Annotated in this window: 21 protein-coding genes; 8 read left to right on the top strand and 13 right to left on the bottom strand. The window is 68.0% G+C overall.

What is annotated here, in order from left to right; genetic code table 11:
• The first annotated feature begins 14 nt into the window (after nt 1-14).
• Nucleotides 15-2,708: a glycoside hydrolase family 78 protein gene (locus LQF10_RS18020; RefSeq protein WP_231065190.1), complete on the top strand. Its 2,694-nt coding sequence runs from the start codon at nt 15-17 to the stop codon at nt 2,706-2,708.
• A gap of 159 nt (nt 2,709-2,867) precedes the next feature.
• Here LQF10_RS18020 and LQF10_RS18015 read toward each other — a convergent pair whose 3' ends face one another.
• Complete coding sequence (locus LQF10_RS18015) at nt 2,868-3,554, bottom strand: aspartate/glutamate racemase family protein (protein WP_231065189.1); 687 nt, start codon at nt 3,552-3,554, stop codon at nt 2,868-2,870.
• 142 nt (nt 3,555-3,696) lie between these two features.
• Between LQF10_RS18015 and LQF10_RS18010 the strand changes: the two genes are divergently transcribed.
• From LQF10_RS18010 to LQF10_RS18000, 3 genes are read left to right on the top strand one after another with little or no spacing between them, the layout of a single operon-like run.
• Entirely contained in the window at nt 3,697-5,682 is a 1,986-nt protein-coding gene (locus LQF10_RS18010) for a glycoside hydrolase family 127 protein (RefSeq protein ID WP_231065188.1), read from the top strand.
• Nucleotides 5,682-6,938 (top strand): RuBisCO large subunit C-terminal-like domain-containing protein, encoded by a 1,257-nt coding sequence (locus tag LQF10_RS18005; RefSeq protein WP_231065187.1) that lies wholly within the window; start codon nt 5,682-5,684, stop codon nt 6,936-6,938. Before LQF10_RS18010 ends, LQF10_RS18005 begins: the two co-directional genes overlap by 1 nt.
• Nucleotides 6,883-8,205 carry a four-carbon acid sugar kinase family protein gene (locus LQF10_RS18000; RefSeq protein ID WP_231065186.1) on the top strand — a complete coding sequence of 441 codons (1,323 nt, stop codon included), beginning with the start codon at nt 6,883-6,885 and terminating at the stop codon, nt 8,203-8,205. The genes LQF10_RS18005 and LQF10_RS18000 overlap by 56 nt, the downstream gene beginning before the upstream one ends.
• Before the next feature lie 121 nt (nt 8,206-8,326).
• Here the strand turns inward: LQF10_RS18000 and LQF10_RS17995 are convergent, their stop codons facing one another.
• From LQF10_RS17995 to chvE, 5 genes are all read right to left on the bottom strand, one after another.
• Nucleotides 8,327-9,103, bottom strand: coding sequence for an ATP-binding cassette domain-containing protein (locus tag LQF10_RS17995; RefSeq protein ID WP_231065185.1), 777 nt, complete (start codon nt 9,101-9,103; stop codon nt 8,327-8,329).
• Nucleotides 9,103-10,290, bottom strand: coding sequence for an ROK family transcriptional regulator (locus LQF10_RS17990; RefSeq protein ID WP_231065184.1), 1,188 nt, complete (start codon nt 10,288-10,290; stop codon nt 9,103-9,105). Before LQF10_RS17990 ends, LQF10_RS17995 begins: the two co-directional genes overlap by 1 nt.
• 80 nt (nt 10,291-10,370) lie before the next feature.
• The gene (mmsB, locus tag LQF10_RS17985) at nt 10,371-11,549 is read right to left on the bottom strand and encodes a multiple monosaccharide ABC transporter permease (protein ID WP_231065183.1); all 1,179 of its coding nucleotides are present in this window, start codon (nt 11,547-11,549) and stop codon (nt 10,371-10,373) included.
• Nucleotides 11,546-13,087, bottom strand: a complete 1,542-nt coding sequence (gene mmsA, locus LQF10_RS17980) for a multiple monosaccharide ABC transporter ATP-binding protein (RefSeq protein WP_231065182.1) — start codon at nt 13,085-13,087, stop codon at nt 11,546-11,548. Before mmsA ends, mmsB begins: the two co-directional genes overlap by 4 nt.
• Nucleotides 13,088-13,167: 80 nt before the next feature.
• The gene (gene chvE / locus LQF10_RS17975) at nt 13,168-14,319 is read right to left on the bottom strand and encodes a multiple monosaccharide ABC transporter substrate-binding protein (protein ID WP_231065181.1); all 1,152 of its coding nucleotides are present in this window, start codon (nt 14,317-14,319) and stop codon (nt 13,168-13,170) included.
• A 632-nt stretch (nt 14,320-14,951) separates the two neighbouring features.
• On the opposite strand from chvE, the gene pdhA reads away from it, so the two are divergent.
• The 3 genes from pdhA to LQF10_RS17960 are packed head-to-tail and all read left to right on the top strand — an operon-like array spanning nt 14,952 to nt 18,629.
• Complete coding sequence (gene pdhA / locus LQF10_RS17970; RefSeq protein WP_231065180.1) at nt 14,952-16,103, top strand: pyruvate dehydrogenase (acetyl-transferring) E1 component subunit alpha; 1,152 nt, start codon at nt 14,952-14,954, stop codon at nt 16,101-16,103.
• Nucleotides 16,100-17,116, top strand: coding sequence for an alpha-ketoacid dehydrogenase subunit beta (locus LQF10_RS17965; RefSeq protein WP_231065179.1), 1,017 nt, complete (start codon nt 16,100-16,102; stop codon nt 17,114-17,116). Before pdhA ends, LQF10_RS17965 begins: the two co-directional genes overlap by 4 nt.
• 22 nt (nt 17,117-17,138) lie before the next feature.
• Nucleotides 17,139-18,629 (top strand): dihydrolipoamide acetyltransferase family protein, encoded by a 1,491-nt coding sequence (locus tag LQF10_RS17960; protein WP_231065178.1) that lies wholly within the window; start codon nt 17,139-17,141, stop codon nt 18,627-18,629.
• Here the strand turns inward: LQF10_RS17960 and LQF10_RS17955 are convergent.
• Complete coding sequence (locus LQF10_RS17955) at nt 18,626-18,859, bottom strand: helix-turn-helix domain-containing protein (protein ID WP_231065177.1); 234 nt, start codon at nt 18,857-18,859, stop codon at nt 18,626-18,628. The two genes, LQF10_RS17960 and LQF10_RS17955, sit on opposite strands and share 4 nt — an antisense overlap.
• On the bottom strand, nt 18,856-19,494 hold the full coding sequence (locus LQF10_RS17950; RefSeq protein ID WP_231065176.1) for a hypothetical protein: 639 nt from the start codon (nt 19,492-19,494) through the stop codon (nt 18,856-18,858). The genes LQF10_RS17955 and LQF10_RS17950 overlap by 4 nt, the downstream gene beginning before the upstream one ends.
• A 280-nt stretch (nt 19,495-19,774) precedes the next feature.
• Between LQF10_RS17950 and LQF10_RS17945 the strand changes: the two genes are divergently transcribed.
• Complete coding sequence (locus tag LQF10_RS17945; RefSeq protein WP_231065175.1) at nt 19,775-20,764, top strand: hypothetical protein; 990 nt, start codon at nt 19,775-19,777, stop codon at nt 20,762-20,764.
• A 136-nt stretch (nt 20,765-20,900) separates the two neighbouring features.
• Here LQF10_RS17945 and LQF10_RS17940 read toward each other — a convergent pair whose 3' ends face one another.
• The 5 genes from LQF10_RS17940 to LQF10_RS17920 all read right to left on the bottom strand — a co-directional run bounded on the left by LQF10_RS17940 (nt 20,901) and on the right by LQF10_RS17920 (nt 24,669).
• Nucleotides 20,901-21,473 (bottom strand): T6SS immunity protein Tdi1 domain-containing protein, encoded by a 573-nt coding sequence (locus LQF10_RS17940; protein ID WP_231065174.1) that lies wholly within the window; start codon nt 21,471-21,473, stop codon nt 20,901-20,903.
• Nucleotides 21,473-21,859 (bottom strand): hypothetical protein, encoded by a 387-nt coding sequence (locus tag LQF10_RS17935; RefSeq protein WP_231065173.1) that lies wholly within the window; start codon nt 21,857-21,859, stop codon nt 21,473-21,475. The genes LQF10_RS17940 and LQF10_RS17935 overlap by 1 nt, the downstream gene beginning before the upstream one ends.
• 27 nt (nt 21,860-21,886) lie before the next feature.
• On the bottom strand, nt 21,887-22,582 hold the full coding sequence (locus LQF10_RS17930) for a polymorphic toxin type 15 domain-containing protein (RefSeq protein ID WP_231065172.1): 696 nt from the start codon (nt 22,580-22,582) through the stop codon (nt 21,887-21,889).
• A 9-nt stretch (nt 22,583-22,591) separates the two neighbouring features.
• On the bottom strand, nt 22,592-23,308 hold the full coding sequence (locus LQF10_RS17925) for a WXG100 family type VII secretion target (RefSeq protein WP_231065171.1): 717 nt from the start codon (nt 23,306-23,308) through the stop codon (nt 22,592-22,594).
• A 92-nt stretch (nt 23,309-23,400) separates the two neighbouring features.
• The gene (locus tag LQF10_RS17920) at nt 23,401-24,669 is read right to left on the bottom strand and encodes a GNAT family N-acetyltransferase (protein ID WP_231065170.1); all 1,269 of its coding nucleotides are present in this window, start codon (nt 24,667-24,669) and stop codon (nt 23,401-23,403) included.
• Nucleotides 24,670-24,726: the final 57 nt, after the last annotated feature.

The raw sequence follows: 24,726 nt of genomic DNA, 5'->3' as shown, positions 1-24,726 counted from the left end.
CAAAGGTGGTTCCTATGAGCGTCATCGCTGACGCCCCCACGATCGAACATCACCGCGAGCCGCTGGGCATCGGCGAGGCGAGCCCGCGGGTCTCCTGGCGGGTCAGTTCCGCGCCGCCTGGGTGGCAGCAGACCGGCTACCGGCTGCTGGTGGTGCGCGGTGGCGTCGGTGACGCCGGTCAGGCAGGCAAGCCTGGACGGGATGCTGGAGCCGCCAAGTTTGGACAGAACCGTCCGGGCGCAGCGGCGGAGGCTGGAGGGGGTGCGGCGGTCGGTACCGACCACGCCGTGGCGGTCCACTCGGCCGAGCAGATCCTCGTGCCGTGGCCGCTCGAACCACTGGCCTCGCGCGAAGCCGCCACCGTGCGCGTACAGGTCTGCGGTGCGGACGGTCAGTGGTCCGAGCCCTCCGAACCGACCCGGCTCGAAACCGGACTGCTCAGTCCCGAGGACTGGCAGGCCCGGCCCGTCGGCGCCCGATGGCTGGAACAGCGCGACTCCGACTCCCGGCGCCCCTCCCTCGTCCGCCGGGAGTTCACACTCGGCGAGGGTGTGGCGAGCGCGCGCCTGTACGCCAGCGCCCACGGGCTCTACGAGGCCGAGATCAACGGCACCCGCGTGGGCACGGACACTCTCTCGCCCGGATGGACCTCCTACGGCACCCGGCTGCGGTACTACACCTACGACGTCACCGAGCTGTTGCACCCGGGGGCCAACGCCGTCGGGGCCTGGCTCGCGGACGGCTGGTACCGGGGGCGGATCGGCTGGTACGAGGGATTCCGCAACGTTTTCGGTGAAGATCTGTCCTTCATCGGCCAGCTCGAGGTGACCTACACCGACGGGCGCGTCGAGACGATCGCCACCGACCGCACCTGGCGCACGGCGCCGAGTCCGATCGTGCGTTCGGGGATCTACGACGGCGAGGATCACGACGCCCGGCTCGAGCAGCCGGGGTGGTCGGTCCCCGGGTTCGACGACGACGCGTGGGAGCAGGTGGCCGTGCGCTACCGCGACCCCGCAACGCTGGTGGCCCCGACGGCGCCCCCGGTGCGGTGCACCCAGGAGGTGCACCCCGTGGCGGTGCTCACCTCCCCGGCCGGCCACCGCATCCTCGACTTCGGGCAGAACCTCGCCGGCCGCGTGCGGATCCGGGTGCAGGGGCCGGCGGGTGCGACGGTGCGGCTGCGCACGGCCGAGGTGCTGCAGGAGGGCGAGCTCTATACCCGCCCGCTGCGCTCGGCGCGGTCCACCGACCACTACACTCTCGCCGGGCGCGAGATCGAGCAGTGGGAGCCGCGGTTCACCTTCCACGGCTTCCGCTACGTCGAGGTGGATGGCTGGCCGGGTGATCTCGATGCCGATGTGGCCGACGGCGCGCTGGTGGCCCGGGTGCTGCACACCGACGCCGAACGCACCGGCTGGTTCGACTGCTCCGATGAACTCGTGAGCCAGCTGCACGAGAACATCGTCTGGGGGATGCGTTCGAACTTCGTGGACGTGCCGACCGACTGCCCGCAGCGCGATGAGCGCGCCGGGTGGACCGGGGACATCCAGGTGTTCGGACCCACGGCGTCATTCCTGTACGACGTCTCCGGGATGCTCGCCGGCTGGCTGCGCGACGTCGAGGCCGACCAGCTCCCCGACGGCACTGTGCCCTGGTACGTGCCGGTGATCCCGGCGCACCGGATGTGGACGCCGATCCGCCCCGGCGCCGCGTGGGGGGATGTGGCGACCATGCTGCCGTGGACCTTGTATCAGCGCTTCGGCGATGCCGGGGTGCTCGAGACCCAGTACGGCAGCGCCCGCCGCTGGGTGGACCTGGTAGACCGGTTGGCCGGGGACGATCACCTGTGGGATGAGGGCTTCCAGCTCGGCGACTGGCTCGACCCGGCCGCCCCGCCGGACGACCCAGCCGACGCACGCACCGACCGGTACCTGGTGGCCAGCGCGTACTTCGCGCGGTCCTCCCGGCTGATGGCTCAGACCGCCGATCGGCTAGGTGCTACGGAGGATGCGGCGCGCTACGGGAGGCTCGCGGACGCCGTCGCCGAGGCCTTCCGGGCCACCTACGTGCTGCCGGACGGGCGGATGACCAGCGACGCCGTCACCGCCTATGCCCTGGGGCTCGAGTTCGACCTGCTCACGCCTGAGCAGCGGGAGGTCGCCGGACGGCGGCTGGCCGAACTGGTCCGCGAGGCTGGGCACCGGATCGCGACCGGCTTCGTGGGCACGCCGCTGGTGACCGATGCGTTGACGTCGGCCAGTGAGCTGGAGACGGCGTACGGGCTGCTGCAGGAGCGGGAGTGCCCGAGCTGGCTGTACCAGGTGGAACAGGGCGCGACGACGGTGTGGGAGCGGTGGGACTCGATGTTGCCTGACGGCACCGTCAACCCGGGGAAGATGACCTCGTTCAACCACTACGCCCTCGGCGCCGTGGCCGACTGGATGCACCGGGTAGTGGCGGGGCTCGCTCCGGCAGAACCGGGCTATCGCCGGATCCGGTTCGCTCCGCGCCCCGGCGGTGGGCTCACGCACGCCTCGGCGCGGCACCTCACCCCATACGGCGAGGCCGCGATCTCCTGGCGGATCGCCCGGGGCGAACTCGTGGTCGATGTGACGGTACCCGTGGGCGCCGAGGCGATTCTGGAGCTGCCGGACTCGGAGCCGGAGATACTCGGGCACGGGCAGCATCGCCGGATGCGGACCTGAACTGAGCGCGACCCGCCCGGCGAGGGTGGCCTGAGTGTCGTTTCTCGCGCTCCCAGCGACACTGAAGCAACCCTCGCTGCTGCGCTGGGCGGCGAATCCGCAACGGGAACCCGGCGAATCCGCAACGAGGGCCCGGGCGAGTGGCGTGGTGGCGTGGCGTCAGCCGGCCTGCACGCGCTCGGCCAGGCGTGCGATCCCCGGCCGCAAGCTGGTCAGCACCGGCACGGTGACCTGCGAGGCCTCCGCGGCCGAGGCCATCGAGGCCTGTGCGAGCACCACCACGTCGCTGTCCGGGGCGTGGCGCTCAATCGCTTCCGCCACCAGCCGGTCGTGGGTGGCGCGGTCTCCGCCGGCCACCGCCTCGAAGGCACCCGGGACCACTTCGCTGCTCAGCTCGGGTTGGGTTCCGGCGAGCTCGGCCCGCTCACGCAGCAGCGCGAGCGTCGGGTTCAAGGTGGTGGGCAGAGTGGCCAGCACGGTCACCTTCCCGCCACCGGCCACGGCCTCATCGGCCATCGCCTCGTCGATGCGCAGCACCGGGATCCCGGCCTTCTCCGCAGTGGAAGCGGCCAGGTGCGAGATCGAGGAGCAGGTGAACATCAGCACGTCGGCGCCGGCGGACTTGGCGGCGGCGGCCAGGTCGGCCAGTCGGTCCGGGACCGAAGCCTCGCGGGCCGGGTCGGCGAGATCGGGCACGATCCGATCGTCGAGGTAGTTGACTGTGCTCAGGCCGGGGAGCTGCTCACCGACCAGCTCCATGACGGGCGGGATCACGACGGCGCCGGTGTGCAGGAAGGCGACCCGGGTGGCGGCGGCAGACGTGCTGGAGGGTGCGGTGGAGGTCATGGTCCGATCTTCTCCTGTGAGTCGATGGTGAGGCAGAGCAACTGTCTCATGATGCATAATCATTCGCGATTGCGAGAAGTTGCAGGCTCAGGCTAGCCTGTCGGCAGAGTCGCCACCAGTGATTGACGCGAAAGGACAGCCAATGACGGCCACATCCCAGACCCGCGCCCATGCGCCGTGGAGGCCCCTCGGTGCCGAGGGTGCCCGCTGGCGGACCGGCTTCTGGGGCGGCGTCGCGCGCCGGACCGGTGAGGTGACGGTCCCCTCGATGTGGGAGATGCTTCGCGATCCTGCGATCAGCCCCGGCCTGCGCAACTTCCGTATCGCCGCTGGTCTGGAGGAGGGCGAGCACCAGGGACCACCGTTCATGGACGGGGACACCTACAAATGGCTGGAGTCCGCCGTCGTGCAGCTCGAACTCGCCTGGGATGACGAGCTCGCCGCGCGGATCGACGAGCTCGGCCGCCTCATCGCCTCCGTGCAGCGCGAGGACGGGTACTTGCACACCCCGACCGCCATCGCCGAGCGCCAGCAGCAGCAGGTCCAGGCGCTCGCCGACCGCTTCAACTTCGAGACCTACAACCTCGGCCACCTCATCACCGTGGCCGTGCGCCACCACGCCGTCACCGGCTCCCGGACGCTCCTGGACGTCGCCGAGAAGGCCGCCGGTTTCCTGGAGATGCTGGCCACCGACAAGCCCACCGAGCTGGCGAAGTCGGCGATCTGCCCCTCCCACTACATGGCGGTCATCGACCTGTTCCGGGCCACCGCCAATCCCCGCTACCTGCGCCTGGCCGAGGCCTTCCTGCGGGTGCGCGACGAGTTCGACGAGGGCGGCGACGACAACCAGGACCGGATCCCGGTCCGGGAACAGACCGTGGTGACCGGGCACGCCGTGCGCGCCAATTACCTGTACGCGGGCCTGAGCGACCTCGTCGCCGAGACCGGGGACGCCGAACTGCAGACGGTGCTCGAGCGGCTGTGGCAGGACGTGGTCCAGACCAAGCTCTACCTCACCGGCGGCTGTGGCGCCCTCTACGACGGCGCCTCCCCGGACGGGTACCCCTGGCAGAAGGAGATCAGCCGGGTCCACCAGGCCTACGGCCGGGCCTATCAACTGCCCAACACGACGGCGCACAACGAGTCGTGCGCGCACATCGGCATGATCTTCTGGTCCGAGCGGATGCTGGCGCTGCGCCCCGAGGCGCGCTACGCCGACGTGATCGAGACGATCTCCTACAACGCCCTGCTGGCCAGTATCGGCCTCGACGGCGCCAGCTACTTCTACACCAACCCGCTGCGGCAGGTGCGCGACCTGCCCTACCCGCTGCGCCGGTCCGGTGACACCGCACTGCGTCCGACTCCGGAGCCGCCACCCTCGGACGAACGCCTCCGGCAGTCCTATCTCAGCTGCTTCTGCTGTCCGCCGAACATCGCCCGCACCCTCGCCGAGATGCATGAGCGCATCGCCTCGGTGGGCCCGGACGGCCTGTACGTACATCAGTACGGCGGCTCCGAGATCCGGGGCGAGCATCACGGGGCGCGGGTGGTGCTGGAGGAGAGTTCGCAGTACCCATGGGACGGCGCCATCTCCTTCACCGTCACCGAGGCCACCGGCAGCGTGCCGATCCACCTACGGATCCCGGGCTGGTCACGCGGGGCGCGGATCGCCGTCAACGGCACACCTATCGACGCGAGCGAGCCCTCCAGCTACACCCGTATCGAACGGGACTGGCAGGCCGGAGACGTACTCACGCTCGACCTGCCGATGCCGGTGCGCCTCGTGCGGGGCCATCGCCTCGCCGAGGAGGTCACCAACCAGGTGGCCGTACAGCGCGGGCCGCTCGTGTACTGCGTGGAAAGCCACGAACTGCCCGACGGCGTCCGGCTGGAGCAGGCCGCCGTGCGCCGCGGGACACATCCGGTCCCGGTGGAGACGACGATCGCCGGTGAGCGCGTCATTGCCCTGGAGACGGAGATCGCGGTCCTGCCGCACACCCGCGAGGAACTGTACGACGATCTCGATGACGCCCCCCTGCAGCCGGCCACCGTACGGCTGATCCCGTACTTCGCCTGGAGCAACCGCGGCCCCTCGGAAATGTCCGTCTGGCTGCCGGTGGTGTGGTGATGGCAACCGACCATGTTGTTGCGACGTACGCCATCGAGACCTCACTGCCACTTGAGCGAGCGGCTGAAGTGCTGGCCGGCGAACAGTCCACCGGCACCTTCGTGCGGGTCGAACGCGAATCGGACTCGGTCCGCGCCCGGTTCGCCGCCCAGGTGGAAAGCCTGGAGGAACTGCCGCTGACGGGCGCATCCCCACTGCCCGGCACTGTGGGCGATCCGGCAGCTCGGCGGCGAGCCCTGCTGCGCATCCGTTTCCCGCTGAGCAACTTCGGTCCGTCGCTACCGAACCTGATGGCCGCAGTGGCCGGCAACCTGTTCGAGATCAAGGAGCTCGGCGCGATCAAGCTGGTCGACCTCGATCTGCCCGGCGCCTTCGCCGAGCGCTATCGGGGGCCGCAGTTCGGGATGGCAGGCACGAGGCGGCTCGTCTCCCGGCCGGACGGAGCCTTGCTGGGCACGATCGTCAAACCCAGTATCGGGTTGAGTCCTGCCGAGCTGGCCGAGCTGGTGGGAGACCTCGCCGAGGGCGGGATCGACTTCATCAAGGATGACGAGCTGCAGGGCAACGGCCCGCACGCGCCGCTGGCCGAGCGCATCAAGGCCGTGATGCCGGTGCTGAACGGGCACGCCGAGCGCACGGGTGTGAAGCCGATGTACGCCTTCAACATCACCGACGACATCGACCAGCTCGAACGCAACCACGACATGGTCCTCGAGGCCGGTGGTACCTGCATCATGGTGTGCGTCGCGAACATCGGACTCGCCGGTCTGGAGTACATCCGCCGCCGCTCACAGCTGCCCATCCACGGGCATCGTGCCGGCTTCGGCGCCATCAGCCGCTCCGAGCAGGTCGGCATCGCGTTCCGGGCGTGGCAGAAGCTGGCACGCATGAGCGGTGTGGACCACTTGCACACCAACGGCATCTCGAACAAGTTCTACGAATCCGACGCCGAAGTGCTCGCGGCGATCTCCGCCGTCCAGGAGCCGCTCCTGGGGACGACTCCTGCCGTTCCCGTGCTCTCCTCCGGTCAGTGGGGCGGCCTGGCACACGCCACGCATCAGGCGGTGGGCAATACCGACCTGCTGGTGCTCTCCGGCGGCGGGATCCACGGGCACCCCGACGGCGTCCGCGCCGGAGTGGACAGCATGCGGCAGGCGTGGGCGTCGGCCGCGGCGGGTGAGAGTGTGGAGGATGCGCTCCGTGCCTCCGAACCGCTACGACGGGCGGTTGAACGCTTCGGGCCGGCCCGTGTCTGACCTTCGGGCCGGCTTCTACGGAGACGACTTCACCGGCAGCGTCGACGCCCTGCTGCAGTTCAGCCGTCGCGGATGGTCGGGCCGCCTGTTCACGGGTCTACCCAGTGCCGGTGAGCTCGCCGACGCCGCGGACGGCTGCGATGTGGTGGGCGTGGCCGGAATCGCGAGATCCCTCCCGGCTGAGGCGCTGGAGGATGAGGTTCGCCCGGCATTGACGGCGCTCGCGGCCCTGAAACCGCACGTGGTGCAGTACAAAGCGTGCTCGACGGTGGACTCCTCCCCGACCATCGGCAGCCTGGGGCGCGTTCTCGAGATCGGACGGGACGTCGTCGGGGAGCAGACCGTGCCCCTGCTGTTCGCACAGCCCGATTTCGGTCGGTACACCCTGTTCGGGCATCACTTCGCCGCGGAGGGCGATCAGGTCTACCGGCTCGACCGCCAGCCCACGATGTCAACGCACCCGAGCACTCCGATGACGGAGTCGGATGTTGCCGCGCACCTGCGGCGGCAGACAGACCTGCGGATCGGCCATGTGCCGATGACCGCCTACACCGGTGCCGGTGCCGTGGTGCGCCGGCTCCGCGAGTCCGACTCTGCGGCCCTCGTGCTGGATGCGTTCGATGACGATCACCTGACGCTCCTCGGCCGGGCTCTGCTCGACCTGCCCGGGCCGCTGTTCGCGATCGGTTCGGGCGGTCTCTCCCATGCCTTGGCCGCCGCGGACCCCGGGCGGGCCGGCGCGCTGGCACGGGCGACCCCGGAACGCGGGCCGGTGCTCGTGGTCTCCGGAAGTCGATCCGCGCAGACCCGGCGTCAGATCGACGCGGCCGCTCGTGCCGGGTGGTTCAGTGCCGCGATGCCGGTGGACGCTGGTGCTCGAACGGCCCTGGTGGAACGAGTCCTGGCCGCGCTCGCGGCCGGGCAGAGTGTGGCATTGAGCTCCGACGACGCGGACGTCTCGGGCCTTGACCCTGACGCCGTACTTCCCGCGCTCGCCCGCGCCGCGGCGGAGGTGGTCACCCACGCGGTGCGCGCCCATGCTGTGCGCCGGGTGATCGTCTGCGGCGGTGACACCTCCAGCCGGGTCACCACACTGCTCGGCGTCCAATCGCTCTCCATCGCGGCGAACCCCATGGGGAACGTGGTGGTGCTGCGCGCGCACTCCGCGGATCCGGACATCGACGGCCTGGAGCTCCTGCTCAAGGGCGGCCAGGTGGGTGATCTCGATCTGTTCGAGACGATCCGCAGCCTCGACACCACGAACTGACGTCCGCCGAACGCTGACTTCTGCGGCATCTCCGGCTCAGACGCCGCAGAAGTCAGCGTTCGGCCGGGGGTGTGGGGGTGCGGCAGGGGTGGGAGGTGTGGCCGGGGCGTGTGGGCGGCGCTCAGGGTGCGGTGGGCCCGTATCCGGGTGCTCCGGTGATGGCGGCGATCAGGTCCGATTGCTGTACCGACCCACCGGAGAAGGTGCCGTTGTTCCGACCGTGCCGCAGCACTTCGATCCTGTCGCACACGGCGCGCACATCGTTGAGGTTATGGCTGATGAAGATCACGCCGAGCCCGAGTTCGCGCAGGCGTTCGATCAGCGTGAGGACCTCGGCCGTCTGCGCCACCGACAGCGCCGCCGTCGGCTCGTCCAGCACCACCAGGCGCGGTTCGCCGATCAGGGTGCGTGCGATCGCCACGGCCTGGCGCTGGCCGCCGGAGAGCTGATGCAATGGCGTGCGAGCGGAGGGGATCGTCGCGCGCAGGTCCCGCAGCAGGGAGCGGGTGAGCTGCTCCATCCGGCCCTCGTGCATCAGCCCCGAACCGGCCAGTTCACGTCCCAGGAAGAGATTCGCCGTCACGTCCAGGTTCTCGCAGAGGGCGAGATCCTGGAACACGGTGGCGATGCCGAGCTGGTGGGCCGCCGAGGGGGACGGAATCTGCACCCCTGCACCATCGATCTCGATCAACCCGGCCGTGGGCTGGAGTGCACCGGCGATGATCTTCGCGAGGGTCGATTTCCCGGCGGCATTGTCACCCACCAGGCCCACGACCTCCCGGCGGTGCACCTCGAAGGTGACGTCCACCAGTGCCTCCACGGCACGGAAGCGCTTCGTGACCCCGTGCGCGGCAAGGAGCGGCACGTTGTCGATACCTGCGGAAGGCGGGGTGGTCATCATCGTTCCCCTCTGGCCGGATCCAGCTGCCCGGTGAGATCGGTGGACTGCAGGACGTGCAGCAGCGCGCCCATCGGCTCGGCATCGGCGCCGAGACGGGCCAGGTGCACCTCCATCGGCGCCACCTGATTGGGCAGTGCGTGTTCGTGCAGGGCCTCCCGTAGCGGCTGCAGGAACAGATCCCCGCATTCGGCCAGCTCACCGCCCACGGTCACCATCTGCGGGTTCACGGCCTGGCACAGGCCGGCGAGCACCCGGCCCACGGTGCGCCCCGCATCGGTGACCACACGCGCGCAGCCAAGATCGCCGTCGGAGGCCCGGACGATCAGATCACGGAAGGTGAGCCGGCCGTGACTGATCTGCAGTGACGCCGTCAGTGCCTCCGCCCCCACGACCGTGTCCAGGCAGCCGCGCCGCCCGCACCGGCAGATCTGGCCCAGCTGATTCACCTGGACATGGCCGATCTCCCCGGCCGTGCCGCCGTACCCGCGGTGCAGCCGGCCGCCGAGCATGATGCCCGCGCCGGTGCCATGCGAAGCGCGTACATACACGCTGTCCGCATACTCACGCGCATGCCCGAGCGTGGCTTCCGCGAGCGCACCGAGGTTGGCATCGTTCTCCACGTAGACGGGCCGGCCGAGGCGCTTGCCCATCACGTCACCGATGTGCTCGGAGTCCCAGCCGCGCAGGATGCCGCGTACGGAGAGCATGCCGGTGGAGGCATCCACCGGGGCAGGCAGGCCGATCCCGATCCCGGCGAGTTCCTCCAGTTCGGAACCGACGAGTTCGAGCATGTCCACCACGAGCAGCGCGATCCGGTCCAGCACGGTGTCCATCGGATGCTCCGGCGGCAGCGGCATGGAGCGGTCCGCCACCACGACGTGCGCGAAGTCCCCGAGGAGCACACGCAGCGTGCGATGGCCCACCACCACCCCGGCCGCCAGGCCGGTGCGCCGGGCGAGAGTGACCATCTGGGCCCGCCGGCCGCTGCGGGACGTGGGCCGGGTATCGACGGCGCCGGTGCGGGTGAGTTCCTTGACGATCGTGGAAACGGTGGCCGCGGACAGGCCCGTGGCCCCGGTGAGCTCCACCTGGGTGAGCCCACCGTACTGCTTGACCGCGTTGACGATGAGGGCGGTGTTGGCCTCCCGCAACGAGGTCTGCGATCCCGCCGGCAAAGGGCTCACGGCGCGAGTCTAGTGTCCGCCCGCGTGCCGCCCGCCGTCGAGAACCTCGAGGTTCCCGACGGCGGAGGGCACCTTGGCGGTCATCGTGCGATGCCCGCGCGCTTCTTGTTCCACACATCGAAGGCCACGGCGAGCAGTAGCACGAGGCCCTTGACGACCAACTGCACCGACTGGTCCACGCCCATCAGCTGCATGCCGTTGCTCATCACGGCCATGATCAGACCGCCGACGATGGCGCCCGTCACGCGGCCGACACCACCGGTGACAGCGGCGCCACCGATGAAGCAGGCAGCGATCGCGTCGAGTTCGAACATTTCACCGGCGCTCGGCTGGGCGCCATTCATCCGCGCGGAGAACACCACACCGGCGATCGCGGCGAGGAAGCCCATGTTCACGAAGATCCAGAAGTTGACCTTCTTCACCCGCACACCGGAGAGCTGGGCGGCGTGCAGATTGCCCCCGATGGCGTAGACGTGCCGGCCGAACACCGACCGCTGGGTGAGGATCGCATAGGCGATCACCAGCACGGCGAGCAGGATCAGCACATTCGGCAGACCGCGGCTCTGCGCGAGTTGCCAGGCGAACCACATCACCACTGCGCCCACCAGGACGATCTTCGCCACGAACAACGGCATCGACTCGACCACCTGCTGGTAGCGCAGCTTCGCGAGGCGGGCGCGCCACTGGCTCACCGCGTACCCGGCCACGCCGATCGCGAAGATCACCAGGGTGAACACGTCGAAGCCTGCCCCGCCGAGCAGGCCGTTCTGGAAGCCGTTGGCGATCTGGTAGTAGGCGCCGCCGAACGGGGAGAGGGAGATGTTGTCCAGCACCAGCCAGGCGAGTCCGCGGAAGAGCAGCATGCCCGCAAGGGTCACGATGAACGCCGGAATGCCCACGTAGGCCACCCAGAATCCCTGCCATGCACCGGCGAGCAGGCCCACGGCGATGGCCGCCAGGACGCCCACCCACCACGGCACTCCACCGCGGATCACCAGCACCGCGGCCACGGCCCCGGTCAGTGCCACGAGGGATCCCACGGAGAGATCGATGTGGCCGCCGATGATCACGATCACCATCCCGATCGCGAGGATCAGGATGTAGGAGTACTGCAGCACGATGTTGGTGAGGTTCCCGGGGGAGAGGAACGTGGGGTTCAGCAGGGTGAAGAGCAGCACGATGGCCGCGAACGCCAGCACGATGCCGCTCTGGCGCAGGTTGCGGGAGGCGAGCTCCCAGATGTTGGCGACCTGAGTCATGACACGAGCTCCCTTTCCATGGTCATCAGGTGCATGAGCTGCTCCTGACTGGCCTCGGCCACCGGGACCTCACCGGTGATGCGGCCGAAGGCCAATGTGTAGATGCGATCGCAGATCCCGAGCAACTCGGGCAGCTCGGAGGAGATCACGATGACCGCCTTCCCGGCCGCGACCATCGCATTGATGATGGTGTAAATCTCGAACTTCGCGCCCACGTCGATCCCGCGAGTGGGTTCGTCGAGGATAAGGACGTCCGGATCGGTGTAGATCCACTTGCTCAGCACGACCTTCTGCTGGTTCCCGCCCGAGAGCTGACCGACGGTGGTCAGCACGTGGGGTGTTTTGATGTTCATGTTCGCGCGGTACTCCTGCGCCACCTGCAACTCGGCATTGCCGTTCACCCACCCGCGCGTGGCGAGCTGATGCAGACCCGCAGCGGAGATGTTGCGGCGCACATCATCGATGAGGTTGAGCCCGTACACCTTGCGATCCTCGGTGGCGTACGCGATCCCGGCGCGAATGGCCTGTGCCACGGTCGCCGTCGAAATGGGTGCGCCGTGCAAGGTGACCTGGCCGCTCACGTACCGACCGTAGGTGCGCCCGAACACGCTCATTGCGAGCTCGGTGCGCCCGGCACCCATCAGGCCGGCGATCCCCACCACTTCTCCAGCACGCACGTTCAGTGTGGCGTCTTCCACCACGTGGCGGCCGTGCTGGGTGGGGTGCTCCACAGTCCAGTTGTCGATGCGGAAGATCTCGTCGCCGATCTGGTGCTCACGCGTGGGATACCGGTGGGAGAGGTCGCGGCCCACCATGCCGCGGATGATCCGTTCCTGGGTGGAGTCCGGATCGGCCATATCGATGGTCTCGATCGTGAGTCCGTCCCGGATGATCGTGGTCCGGTCGGCGATGTCGGCGATCTCGTTCAGTTTGTGCGAGATCATGATCGAGGTGATGCCGCGCTCGCGGAGTGCTCGGAGCAGGTCCAGCAGGTGCGCGGAGTCGTTGTCGTTCAACGCGGCGGTGGGCTCGTCCAGGATGAGCAGTCGCACATCCTTGGAGAGCGCCTTCGCGATCTCGATGAGCTGCTGCTTGCCCACGCCGAGCTGATGGATCGGCGTGGTGGGGTTCTCGTGCAGGCCCACCTGGTGCAGGAGGTCAGCGGCCTCGGAATTGGTGCGGTTCCAGTCGATCAGACCGCCGGTGCCGCGCCGTTCGTTGCCGAGGAAGATGTTCTCCGCCACGGTGAGGTGGGGGATGAGGGCGAGCTCCTGATGGATGATGACGATGCCGCGGGACTCGGAGTCATTGATCGACCCGAATTCCACCGGCTCGCCGTCCAGCACGATCTCACCCTCGTAGGTGCCGTGCGGGTAGACGCCCGAAAGCACCTTCATCAGGGTGGACTTGCCGGCGCCGTTCTCGCCACAGATGGCGTGGATCTCGCCGTCCGTCACGGTGAGGGTGACGTTCGCGAGCGCCTTCACGCCGGGGAACGTCTTCGTGATGTCCCTCATCTCGAGGATGGGGAGGGCCATGCCGACCTCCTTGGGGTCAGAGCCCGGGGTGCGTCGCTCGGAAGCGGCGCACCCCGGGGTTGGTGTCAACGCTCGGTGAACTACTCGGCCACGCCCGAGGCGACCTCGTCGGCGGTCCAGTAACCGGAGTCGATCAGCAGTGACTCGATGTTGTCGGCGTAGACGATGTCCGAATCCAGCAGATACGAGGGCACGATCTGCACACCGTTGTCATAGGTCTCGGTGTCATTCGCTTCCGGCTCCTCGCCGGCGAGGAAGGCCTCACCGCTGACCACGGCCTGCTCGGCCAGTTTGCGGGTGTCCTTGAAGATGGTGGCGAACTGCACACCCTGGTCGATCAACGCCACCGAGGCGATCTCTGCGTCCTGACCGGTCACGATGGGCAGCCCCTCGTCGATCGAGGGCCCCATCCCGACTCCCTGCAGAGCGGTGATGATGCCGCGGGAGAGACCGTCATAGGGAGAAAGCACCCCGTGCAGCTCGGTGCCGTCACTGTAGGCGGCGGTGAGCAGATCTTCCATGCGCTTCTGGGCAGTCTCCTGCTGCCACCGTAGCGTTGCCGCCTGCTCGATATCGGTCTGCCCTGAGGGGACGGTCAGCGTGCCGTCATCCAGATAGGGCTGCAGCGTCTCGATCGCACCATCCCAGAAGAAGTGCGCATTGTTGTCGTCCAGCGAACCGGCGAACAGCTCGATGTTGAACGGACCCTCGGCATCGCCCTCACTGCCGTCCTCGTTCAGCAGACCCAGGCCCACCAGCAGCGAGGTGGCCTGCTGGACGCCCACCTGATAGTTGTCGAAGGTGACGTAGAAGTCCACGTGCTCGCTGTCCCGGATGAGCCGGTCGTAGGAGATCACCGGGATGTTCGCCGCGGCGGCTGCCTCGAGCTGGCTGCTCAGTGCGGTGCCGTCGATGGCGCCGATGATCAACAGGTCGGCTCCGGTGGTGATCATCTGGTCGATCTGCTGGGACTGCGTGGGGATGTCGTCATTGGCGAACTGCAGGTCCACCTCGTACCCGGCGTCGGTGAGCCCGGATTCGACCGCCTCACCGTCGGCGATCCAGCGTTCTGAGGTCTGGGTGGGCATCGAGACGCCGACCAGGATGTCTTCGGGAGCCTGGCTCCCGGCGTCATCACCACCACCGTCGCCGCTGCCGGCTCCTTCGCCTGCGCACGCCGACAGGGCGAGCAAGCCCGCCGTGCCGAGTGCCACCAATCCGTACTTGCGCATGTGGGCTCCTTCGCTCCGTTGGATCGTCACGCCGAACCGTCGACGACGCCATCGGTGGCGCCGGACTCAGAGATTCGGCAGGTGCTCCATCAGTGGCGGTGGCGACGAGATGTGGGACACCGTCGACGACGCCGTCGTGATCGAGCGGTTCACACTCTCTTGAGTTCGAGACTCGAAGTCAAGCGAATGGAGTGGACTCGAGGGTCACGATCTGATCACGACGCTCGAAAGGGTGATGAACTCCGGGCGAGAATCGGTGGATTATTGCGGCCAGGAGTGCAGTCGGTGGGCGCCAGAATCCCACATGAGATCCCTGTTCGCCGATCGCCTTGGCTTCGCGCCGCGAACTCAGCTTCCGCTCATTCGATTCGCCGTCTAGCGACAATGCATGCGCGTCGCCGTAGCGGATGTGTCCACAAGGTGAGACGCTGAGTGGTGCCGCACCGATGCGGCGTTCTGTCTGGCGGTACGTACCGCTCGTCGCCGCCGTCGTCGCCGAGTTTTGGAGGTTCTCTACAAAGTCGCCGTTCCGATCTGATGGCTGACCTCTCGTTTGAACCTACGCTCGCGTAGCCTACGCTGACGTAGGTTGTAGCGCGTGGTCCGCCATTCCCACACGAAGGAGTTCGCCTGTGTTCACACCCGACGCAGACGGGGACACCACCCCAGTCGGAGGACCGGATGATGATCTCATCCAGCTGCTCACCCCCGATGGTGAGCGTGTGCATCACGAGAGTTACTCGGCCCGGGTCGATCACCTGGATACCGAGGCACTCCAGAGTCTCTACCGAGACATGGTGATGGTTCGTCGTTTCGACACCGAGGCCACGTCGCTGCAACGCCACGGTGAACTCGGCCTATGGCCGCCGTGTCTTGGCCAGGAGGCCGCGCAGGTCGGATCCGGGCGTGCGCTCGGCGTCCGAGACTACGTGTTTCCCTCCTATCGCGAGCTTGGCGTTGCGTGGACCCGCGGAGTCGATCTGCGCAAGACGCTGCACCTGTTCCGCGGAGAGGACCACGGGGGCTGGGACCCCGCAGAACACAACTTCCACCTGTACACCCTGGTGATCGGTGCGCACACGCTGCACGCCACCGGGTACGCGATGGGGATCCAGCGCGACGGTGATGTCGGCACGGGGAACCCCGATCGCGATCGAGCCGCCGTGGCCTACTTCGGCGACGGCGCCACGGCGCAGGGCGACGTGAACGAGGCCCTGACATTCGCCGCCGTCAACGATGCGCCCGTGGTGTTCTTCTGCCAGAACAATCAATGGGCAATCTCCGAACCCGCGCAGCAGCAGAGCCGGGTGCCGCTGTTCCACCGCGGGCGAGGTTTCGGCGTGCCCTCGGTCCGGGTGGATGGCAACGACGTGCTGGCCAGCCACGCCGTGATGCTCGAGGCGCTCGAGCGTGCCCGCTCCGGTGGGGGTCCCACGTTCATCGAAGCGGTCACCTACCGGATGGGCGCGCACACCACCTCCGATGACCCGACGAAGTACCGCACTCGCGCCGAGGAGGAGATGTGGCGGCGCCGGGATCCGATCGACAGGCTGCATGCCTTGCTGGTGCGTGAAGGGGAGAGCGAGCAGTTCTTCACGGAGCTGGAGGCCGAGACGGAACAGTTCGGCGCCGAGATCCGTGAGTACTGCCGGGCCATTGCCGCACCGGGCACGGAGCGGATGTTCGAGCACGTCTACGCGAGCGAGAATCCTCAGGTCAGCGCGGATCGGGCGTGGCTGGCCGAGTATGAAGAGGGTTTCGCCACCGAGGAGGCGTCAGCATGAGCACCACCGTCGAGAGCAGCACCGAGCGCATCACGCTCGGCAAGGCGATCAACCTCGGACTGCGCCGCGCCATGGAGCGCGACCCCAAGGTCATGCTCATGGGGGAGGACATCGGCCCACTCGGTGGGGTGTTCCGCGTGACCGACGGTCTGCAGAAGGACTTCGGATCCGAGCGTGTGGTGGACACCCCGCTCGCGGAATCCGGGATCGTCGGCACTGCGATCGGCCTGGCTGTGGCCGGCTATCGCCCGGTGTGCGAGATCCAGTTCGACGGGTTCATCTTCCCTGCCTTCAACCAGATCACCACCCAGCTGGCCAAGATGCACTACCGCTCCCGTGGCGCCGTCCACGTGCCCGTGGTGATCCGGGTTCCGTACGGTGGCGGGATCGGTGCGGTGGAACACCACTCCGAGTCCCCGGAGGTGCTGTTCGCGCACACCCCAGGCCTGCGAGTGATCACCCCGGCCACGCCGGCCGACGCCTTCACGATGATCCAGCAGGCAATCGCCTCACCGGATCCGGTGCTGTTCTTCGAGCCGAAGGCGCGCTACTGGGACAAGGCCGAGGTGGACGTCTCCGCCACCGATTCGGCGATAGGAGGCGGGGACGGGCTGAACACAGCGCGCGTGGCCCGGCCAGGCACCGACGTCACCGTGGTGGCGTACGGCCCGGCGGTGGCCACGGCGCTGCGCGCAGCGGCCGCTGCCGAGGCAGACGGCATCAGCCTCGAGGTGATCGACCTGCGGGCGGTCTCCCCGATCGACTTCCCCACCATCGCTGCCTCGGTGCGCCGCACCGGTCGCCTGGTCGTGGTGCACGAGGCCCCCACCTTCCTGGGTGCCGGGGGTGAGATCGCCGCGCGAATCACCGAGGAGTGCTTCTACCATCTGGAAGCACCGGTGTTGCGCGTGGGTGGGTTCCACACGCCGTACCCGGTCTCGAAGATCGAGGAGGAGTACCTGCCGAACCTCGACCGCGTGCTGCACGCAGTCGATACGGTGCTCTCACACTGACACCCGAGGAGACGAACCAGCCATGCCGCAGTACGTGCAGTTCCGCCTTCCCGACGTCGGTGAAGGACTTACCGAGGCCGACATCGTCGAGTGGCGGGTCGCCGTCGGCGATGCCGTCACGGTGAACCAGGAGATCGTCGAGATCGAGACGGCGAAGAGCCTGGTCGAACTGCCGAGCCCGCACGCGGGAGTCGTTGCTGAACTGCTCGCCTCAGTCGGTGACACAGTGGAGGTCGGTACCCCGATCATCACCATCGATACCGATCCCGAGGGAGCGCGGGCCAGCGCCGATGCCCCCACGGGCGCTTCAGCCACCGCCGACGGCGGCCCCTCCGATGCTCAGGCCTCCTCGCCTGGCGAGGAGGGGGCCTCGGGCGAGGCGGCGCCGTCGGCCGGTGCGAACGAGGAGGAGACCAGCGGCGGGGTGCTGGTGGGGTACGGCACCAAACATGCGGCCGGGACGCGGCGGCCCCGCAGGGCCGCCGCCGTACCTCCAGAGGCGGCCCCGGCCGAACCTCAGGCAGAACCGCCCGCACCGGCGCCGCAGCCCTCTGCTGAGGCTGCGCCGTCGGCAGCTGCTCCTGCCGGTCGCTCAGAACGGCCTGCCGTGCACGTGCTGGCCAAACCGCCGGTGCGTAAGCTCGCCAAGGACCTCGGGATCGAGCTGGGTCGTGTGCCGGGGACAGGCCCGGGCGGGATCGTCACGCGTGCGGATGTCCTTTCCGCCGCCGAACGATCCGCACCGGAGAAGCTCGTGAAGAACGAGGGCGACGACCGGCCCTGGCTGGACGGCGGCACGGTCTCAGCGGACGGGCGGCAGACCCGGGTGCCGGTGCGCAGCGTGCGGGCGCGGACGGCGGAGGCGATGGTGGCCTCGGCGTTCACCGCACCGCACGTGACCGTCTTCGTGACCGTGGACGTGACCAAGACGATGCGCCTGGTGGAGCGGCTCAAGGCCGACCGCGACTTTGCCGATGTGCGGGTGACTCCGCTGCTGGTAGCAGCGAAGGCGCTCATCCTGGCGATCCGGCAGCGGCCGATGATCAGTGCTGCCTGGGACGATGAGACGCAGGAGATCGTCTACAAGCACTACATCAACCTCGGCATCGCGGCCGCGACCCCGCGCGGGCTGATGGTGCCGAACATCAAGGACGCGCACCGGCTCTCGATGCACGAGCTGGCGGAGGCGATCGCCGATCTGACCAGTACGGCGCGGGCCGGGAAGACCCAGCCCGCGGAGATGGCCGATGGCACGGTGACGATCACGAATGTGGGGATCTTCGGGATCGACACCGGCACCCCGATCCTGAACCCGGGGGAGTCGGCGATCCTCGCCTTCGGTGCGATCGCCGAGCGTCCGTGGGTGCACAAGGGAAAGATCAAGAAGCGCTGGGTCAGTCAGCTCGCGCTCTCGGTCGATCACCGGCTGGTCGATGGTGAGCTCGCCTCCCGGGTGCTGCACGATGTGGCCCGGGTGATGGAGGAGCCGAGCCAGGGTCTGGTCTGGGGCTAGGCCCGAACGAGCAGGTCACCCACGTCGCACTCCAGGGCGTCGCAGATCGCTGCCAGGGTGCTGTAGCGGATCGCCTTCGCGCGGTCGTTCTTGAGCACGGAGAGGTTCACCAGGCTCACCCCGACCTGCTCGGCGAGCTGGGTGAGCGTCATTCCACGTTCGCTGAGCAGCTCGTCCAGACGGCAGTGAATCAGTGCGGGTTCGGCCTCGTTGGCGCTGCGCGGGGTCATACGAGCCCCTCGGTGTCTTTCTGCATGCGCTCGCCGATCTGCAGCATCTGTGCGACGACGGCCAGTGCGATGCCCCAGCCGAATGATCCGAGGGTGGACTCGAACAGGATGAGACGGAATCCTTCAGCGGTGCCCTCGGCGAGCGATCCCGCACCCAGGGTGTCGATCACTTCGGCGCGCGTGATGCCCTCAAGGAGGTCTCCGAATGCGCCGCCGGCCAGGACGGCGATCGCGGCAGCCATGACGGCGATCGTCGCCGAGCGCACGAACGGGCGGCCGGAGATGGTGCGCCAGGCGAGCCATCCCACCGATCCGGCCACGCCGATCGTGGTCAGCTGATGAAAGAACCCGGCCGCTCCGAACAGCCAACGCACCGTCGCAGGTGGGTCTGTCAGGGTCAGGGTGACGTCCTCATAGCGCGCGTCGGTGACACTCGCGAAGGGGGTGAGGAACTCGGGTGAGGCGGCATTCCCGAGATCGAACCCGCTGATCCGCAAGCTGGCGGCGGTGGCGGCCTCGACCGCGATGAGGATCGCTGCCACGAACGCTGCAGCGGCGATCGCTGCGGCCACGGGTGCGACGACGATCAGTGCGTACCGGTCCCACCGGCTGAGTCCGCGAGATGTCCTGTCCATCATTCGCTCCTTATCGATGGTCGTTAATATCGATAATCGATAAGTTAGCGCACAGGGATGCGGAGGGCAACCCCGCGTCGATGGCCCGTCGCGCGCGGACATACCTTTCGCGCGCGGACATACCTTTCGCGCGCGGACATACCTTTCGTGTGCGGACACAGGTACCTGCCTGTGTCGGTGCGTGGACGTTGTGTCCACGTGCGGTGTGCGCGATGCACCGCCGTCCACAGCTCCCCCGGCGCGCGGCGCTCACGTTGCAGGATCCTGCTGTGCTGAGCGGATGGACGAGTCGAGGGCCGCGCAGGCGCGCCGGTGGCAGCAGCTGCTGCGTAGCACGGGGCAGGAGCTGATCACCTTCGGACAGGCCGACGAGGTCGGCTCGGTCGCCCGCCTCATCAGTGCCCATCAGGCGGGCGCCCTGATCCGTGTCGCACGCGGTGCCTATGCTCCGGCCACCGCGCTCGAGGCACCGACAGATCCCGAACGACGCGCCAAGCGCTATCGATTGCGAGTGCTCGCCGCGGCCCAGCGGATGAAGAACCCGATTTTCACCGGGCACTCAGCGCTCGCGATTCTCGGCCTCCCGATCGTCGGCCTCTGGCCCTCGGACGTCTTTGTGCTCGCCGATCGCCCACACGGGACCCGCCGGCCCGGCGTGGTGACCCTCGCGCGGCGCGCGGAGGTGCCGACCACGATGGTCAGCGGTGTAGCGGTCACGGCGGTGGAGTACTCCCTCATCCAGGTTGCCCGCCGTGCACCACTGCTGCCGGCCATGGCCGCTGCGAATGCGGCGTGCTTCGTCTCGCACTACAGTCGCCAGCCGCCGCTCACCACCCCCGAGGCGCTCTGGCGCGAGCACGAGCGGCTGATGCCCTATCAAGGTTCGCGCCCGGCTCGGCAGGTGCTGCGCCGGGTCAACACCCAGACCGAATCGACGCTCGAGACCGTCAGCGACATCGCGATCGAAGCCTTCGGCCTCAAGCAGCCGATCAAGCAGGCGCGCCTGGTGCTCGCATCCGGGAGTGAGTGCTTCATCGACTACCTGTGGCCGGACGAACGCATCGGGGGCGAAGCAGATGGGGAGAGCAAGTATCGCGGCGCCGACTCGGCAGATCGAGTGATCGCCGAGAAGCACCGGGAGGACGAGGTGCGCGAGGTGGTGCCGATCCTTGTGCGCTGGGACTGGCAGGCCGCCTGGCAGCGCGCGCCACTGGGAGCAAGGCTTCTTCGCGCAGGAGTCCCGCGCACCCGCAGACCCCTCGTGCTCTAGGACCCGACACACCGTCCGCCCGCGGAGGGATGGTCACTGCCCACGCGGCGCCACTGCGCCAGAACGGACACACCTTCCGCGCGCGGACACATGGTGCTCATTGTGTCGGCGCCTGGAGGTTGTGTCGGCGTGGCCGTTACTCGTTCTCGAACAGGTAGCCGATCGGCTTCGGGGCTCCGGCCAGCTGGGTGATCACGGCGATGTGCTCGTACAGGCCCATCTTCTGCAGGTTGCCGGCCTTGTTCGGGCCGCCCAGGGCAAGCAGTGGGACAAAACCGAAGCACTCTTCGTGCGCCGGCGTGCCCTGCCGGGTGACGGCCAGCGGATACGGCTGACGCTGGAAGTCCTCGTCGAGGACGGCAGGATCCTGCATCAACTCGGTCAGGCGGTCGAGCGAGAGATCGCGAGTGAACTGCAGGGTGCCCCAGCGGAAGGTGTAGAGCAGGTACATGCTCTGCGCCCACATCACCACATCGCCCAGACCCGTGGTAAACATCGGGACCACAGTCTCCGGAAGCGGGACCGAACCGTCCAACATCTGCCGACCGCGAGCGGGGTCGATCACGCGGATGAATTGGTCGGCGCCCACCGCGCCGGCTCCGTAGGTTCGCCACATCTGGACGGCGCCTTCGGGTGCGCGATCGGCGAAGCTGTCGATCGTCTCCGCGGCGATCGGAGCGTGCGGGGAGAACTGGTTGAAGGCGACCATCAGTCCTTCTCGATCATCTCGTCGAAGCGGATACCCACCGGCTCGAACTGGACGCTCCACCACTCCCGGACAGCGTCCGGGCCGATCTTCTCCCGTTTCTGCAGCGCGTAGGCACCGCGCCGCACCGACGCCATCATGCTGGCGAAGTTGAGGTCGTGTTGATCCTCGATCTCGCCGAGTCGGAGGTTCATCCTCGCGTCGGTGTGCTTGTCGAGCGCGGCACGTTCGGAGGCCGAGCGAGACTTCTCCACCGTCTTCAGGAAGGGGCGCCAGTCACGGAACGTGCTCACGCTGGTGGCGTTGACCTGCGACCACTGGTCAGGGTCCAGTCCCAGCAGAGCATCAAGGAAGCGGTCGACCGCAGGGTCGAGGGTGAACGTGGGCATGTAGATCCTCCAAGGGCACAGACTAGGTCAGACGGTCGGGAGCGTCACGTTCACTCGGACCTGGGGAAGGAGATCCGACGGTATCCCGGCGGTGGCCGCTTCGATCGCCGTCTGCAGGTCGCGGGCACGGTCCTTCCACTGTGCGCCGAATGAGCTGTTCACCCCGGAGTCGCCCAGCCCGTCGACGCGATACGGATGCCCGCCGGCGATCTGGTCCGGCCCATGGAGCACGGCCATGCCCTTCACGTCGTACCCGGCGCGCCGGAGTTCGTCCCGGTACAAGCTCTGCAGGCTCTCGTCCTGCCGTCCGTGCCGGTCGTAGTTCGCCCGATTGTCCAGGTACTCGCGGATCGAGAGGCGATTGAGTCCGTTCTGCTGCATGGCCAGCTGGTCGGCGAACTCACCCGCATCGTGATCGGGGTTCCGGGTGAAGGGGTCGGGCGACTCAGGTTCACTCATCCGGTACGTGCCGTCGGTGTTGCGGGAGAGGAGTCCCTGCGCCTCCAGGTCGGCCAGGCGCCGCGCCTGATCGCCGTTCGGTGCGGGCAGGTCCTGAGGGGAGCTGCGCTGGGCCAGGTCGGTGTCGCGGTCCCGGATCCTGCGGATGTTGTCGAGGATCTCCTGGCGCTGCAGCTTGCTCCGACCATCCAGCGCACGAGCGATTCGGCGCGACCCGGTCCCGAGCGCCTCAATCACCTCGTCCATGTGCCGTGCCATCGACATGTGTGCCTCCTACGACGCGAAGATCGGCAGGCCCAGGACCTGCGCGACGAAGTTCTCGATGAGCTCGGCCTGTTCGTCCCCGCAGTCACCGATCGCGTCGGCGAGCTCCTCCATCAAGTCGAAGCTGACGTCGAACGTGGGTGTCTCATTGCCTGCGGTGGTCAGTGGGGCGGCGAGTACGGCCTCGGCGAGCCCGGCCGCGGTCTCAGTGAGCGGTTCGATCACCATCACCAGGATCTGGCCCACCAGCTCCTCGACGGCGATGTCGGTGGCGATGTCCAGCGCCTTCTTGCGGGCGGCGATGATGGCTGCATTCGCGGCGAGGCTGAGGCCACCGGTGACGACCGCACTTGCGGCTGCGGCAGCCAGCTGTGCGGCGGTGATGGTTAGTTCCGCGATGACCTTCATCTTCAGGGCTAGGACGACGTTGGCGAAGATGTCGACACCGTCTGCCACGGTGGGCAGCAGCTCCAGCATCTGGTCCATGTTCTGGGTGCGGTTGTCCGTCCAGGCGTCGATGTAGGCCGACGCAGCCCTGGAGGTGAATGCCTCGGTCAGCTCGCTGTTGATCCTGCTGTCCAGATCGTCCAGCGTGCCCTGCAGATCGTCCCGTAGCCCCCGCACCAGGACGGCTGCTTCACTGATCGCGTCCTCGTCCACGTTCGGCCACTCGTAGCCGAGCAGGTCGAGCACATAGTCCAGCTCGCCTGGAATGGTGATGCCCACTTGCCCCTCCGCTCTCTTCAGGCGTCAGATTAGGAGAGCGCCGCGGGGGCGTCGATGGGGAGCGCTCCCCGCCGATCGTGCCGGAAGTCGGATCAGAAGAATGTCGTCGTGTACGGGCGGTCGGGTAGGTCGGCCATGGCAGCGAGGCGCCCGACGGCGTCCGGTGCGCCGCTCACGCGGCCTGCGGCCGCGAGGGTGGTCACCGGGGCGGTGCCCAGGCACAGGACGGCCAGTGTCTCGGCGGTCACCGTGAGCTCGGGCTTCTCGGTTGATCGCGTGACCACGGCGCGGCCGTCATCGCTCTCGATGGCGTAGGTGCCGGCGGCGTGACCTTGGGCATCCTCGACATCGAGGACGACTCGCCCGTTGGCTGCCCATGGGCGTGCGCTGAGCACGCGTTCCACATCGAGCACGCGGAGCCAGACGAACTCGCGGTCGGCGCTGATAGTGAGGGCGTTGATATCGGTCAGAGCCCAAGGCAGCGGGTCCGCCGGATCCGCGAATCGCCAGATCACCCGGTTCGAGAGGTCGATGTGGGCGAGGAAGTCCCACAGGGCAAGCTGAGTGGTGGCATTCAAGGCGAGCATCTCGTTCACCTTGATCGTGGGCTTCTCGCGGTCGCTGCCGTCGAACTCGTAGAGCACGAAGCCGTCCACGGTCCCGTCGGCGTCCAGGTGCACGGCGCACCGCAGCTTCTTCGCCGGACCACCCTCGGAGAAGTCAAAGGCACCGGTGTGCAGGATTTCGTAGAAGGAGGGGCGTTCAATCGATCCACGCCGTGCACGGTGGAATGCCTCGAAGACGCTGCTGATGTGTGGCCACGCCACAGCAGGCTCGATCAGCTCCATCCGTCCCGGGTCGGTGAACGAACGCAGCCCGAACCGCGGGCCCGTCTCGAGTTCGAACTTGCGCACGAACGTGGCCGGACCGAACCCCCACCGTCCATAGATCGTCGCCTCGGATGCCGTCAGAGCTGCCAGCGCCACTCCGTTCGTGGCCGCATCGGTCAGATCGGCCTCCATCAGCGTGCGCACCAGCCCCCGGCGCCGGTGCGCTGGGCTCGCCGTGACATCACTGATCATCCGCACCGGGAGCAGCTCGTGACCGACGTTGATGGTCTTGTCGAAGCTGATGAATGTGGCCACGGGCGCAGGTCCGGCGCCGAACTCCCCGTCGGGAAGCCACGCGCCCCGGCAGATTGCGCCGTCGGTCCGAGCGCTGGTGACCATGTGCTGGATCTGCTCCGGGGCCGGCCGCGGCTCATGAAACGCTTGAGCGACTGAGCCGAACCACGCGTCGCGGCGAGCCACGGCCGCAGCGGAGTCGTCATGCAGGTTCACGGTGTCGAAGACGTAGTTCACCCGATCACCTTATGGCCGCCGTCCACAGGATTTCCTGTGTGACGTGAAGGCAGGTCC

The organism is Ruania halotolerans (assembly GCF_021049285.1).
Lineage (GTDB): Bacteria > Actinomycetota > Actinomycetes > Actinomycetales > Beutenbergiaceae > Ruania > Ruania halotolerans.
The sequence above is the reverse complement of the archived record's forward strand: the minus strand, read 5'-3'. Positions and strand labels throughout refer to the sequence as shown.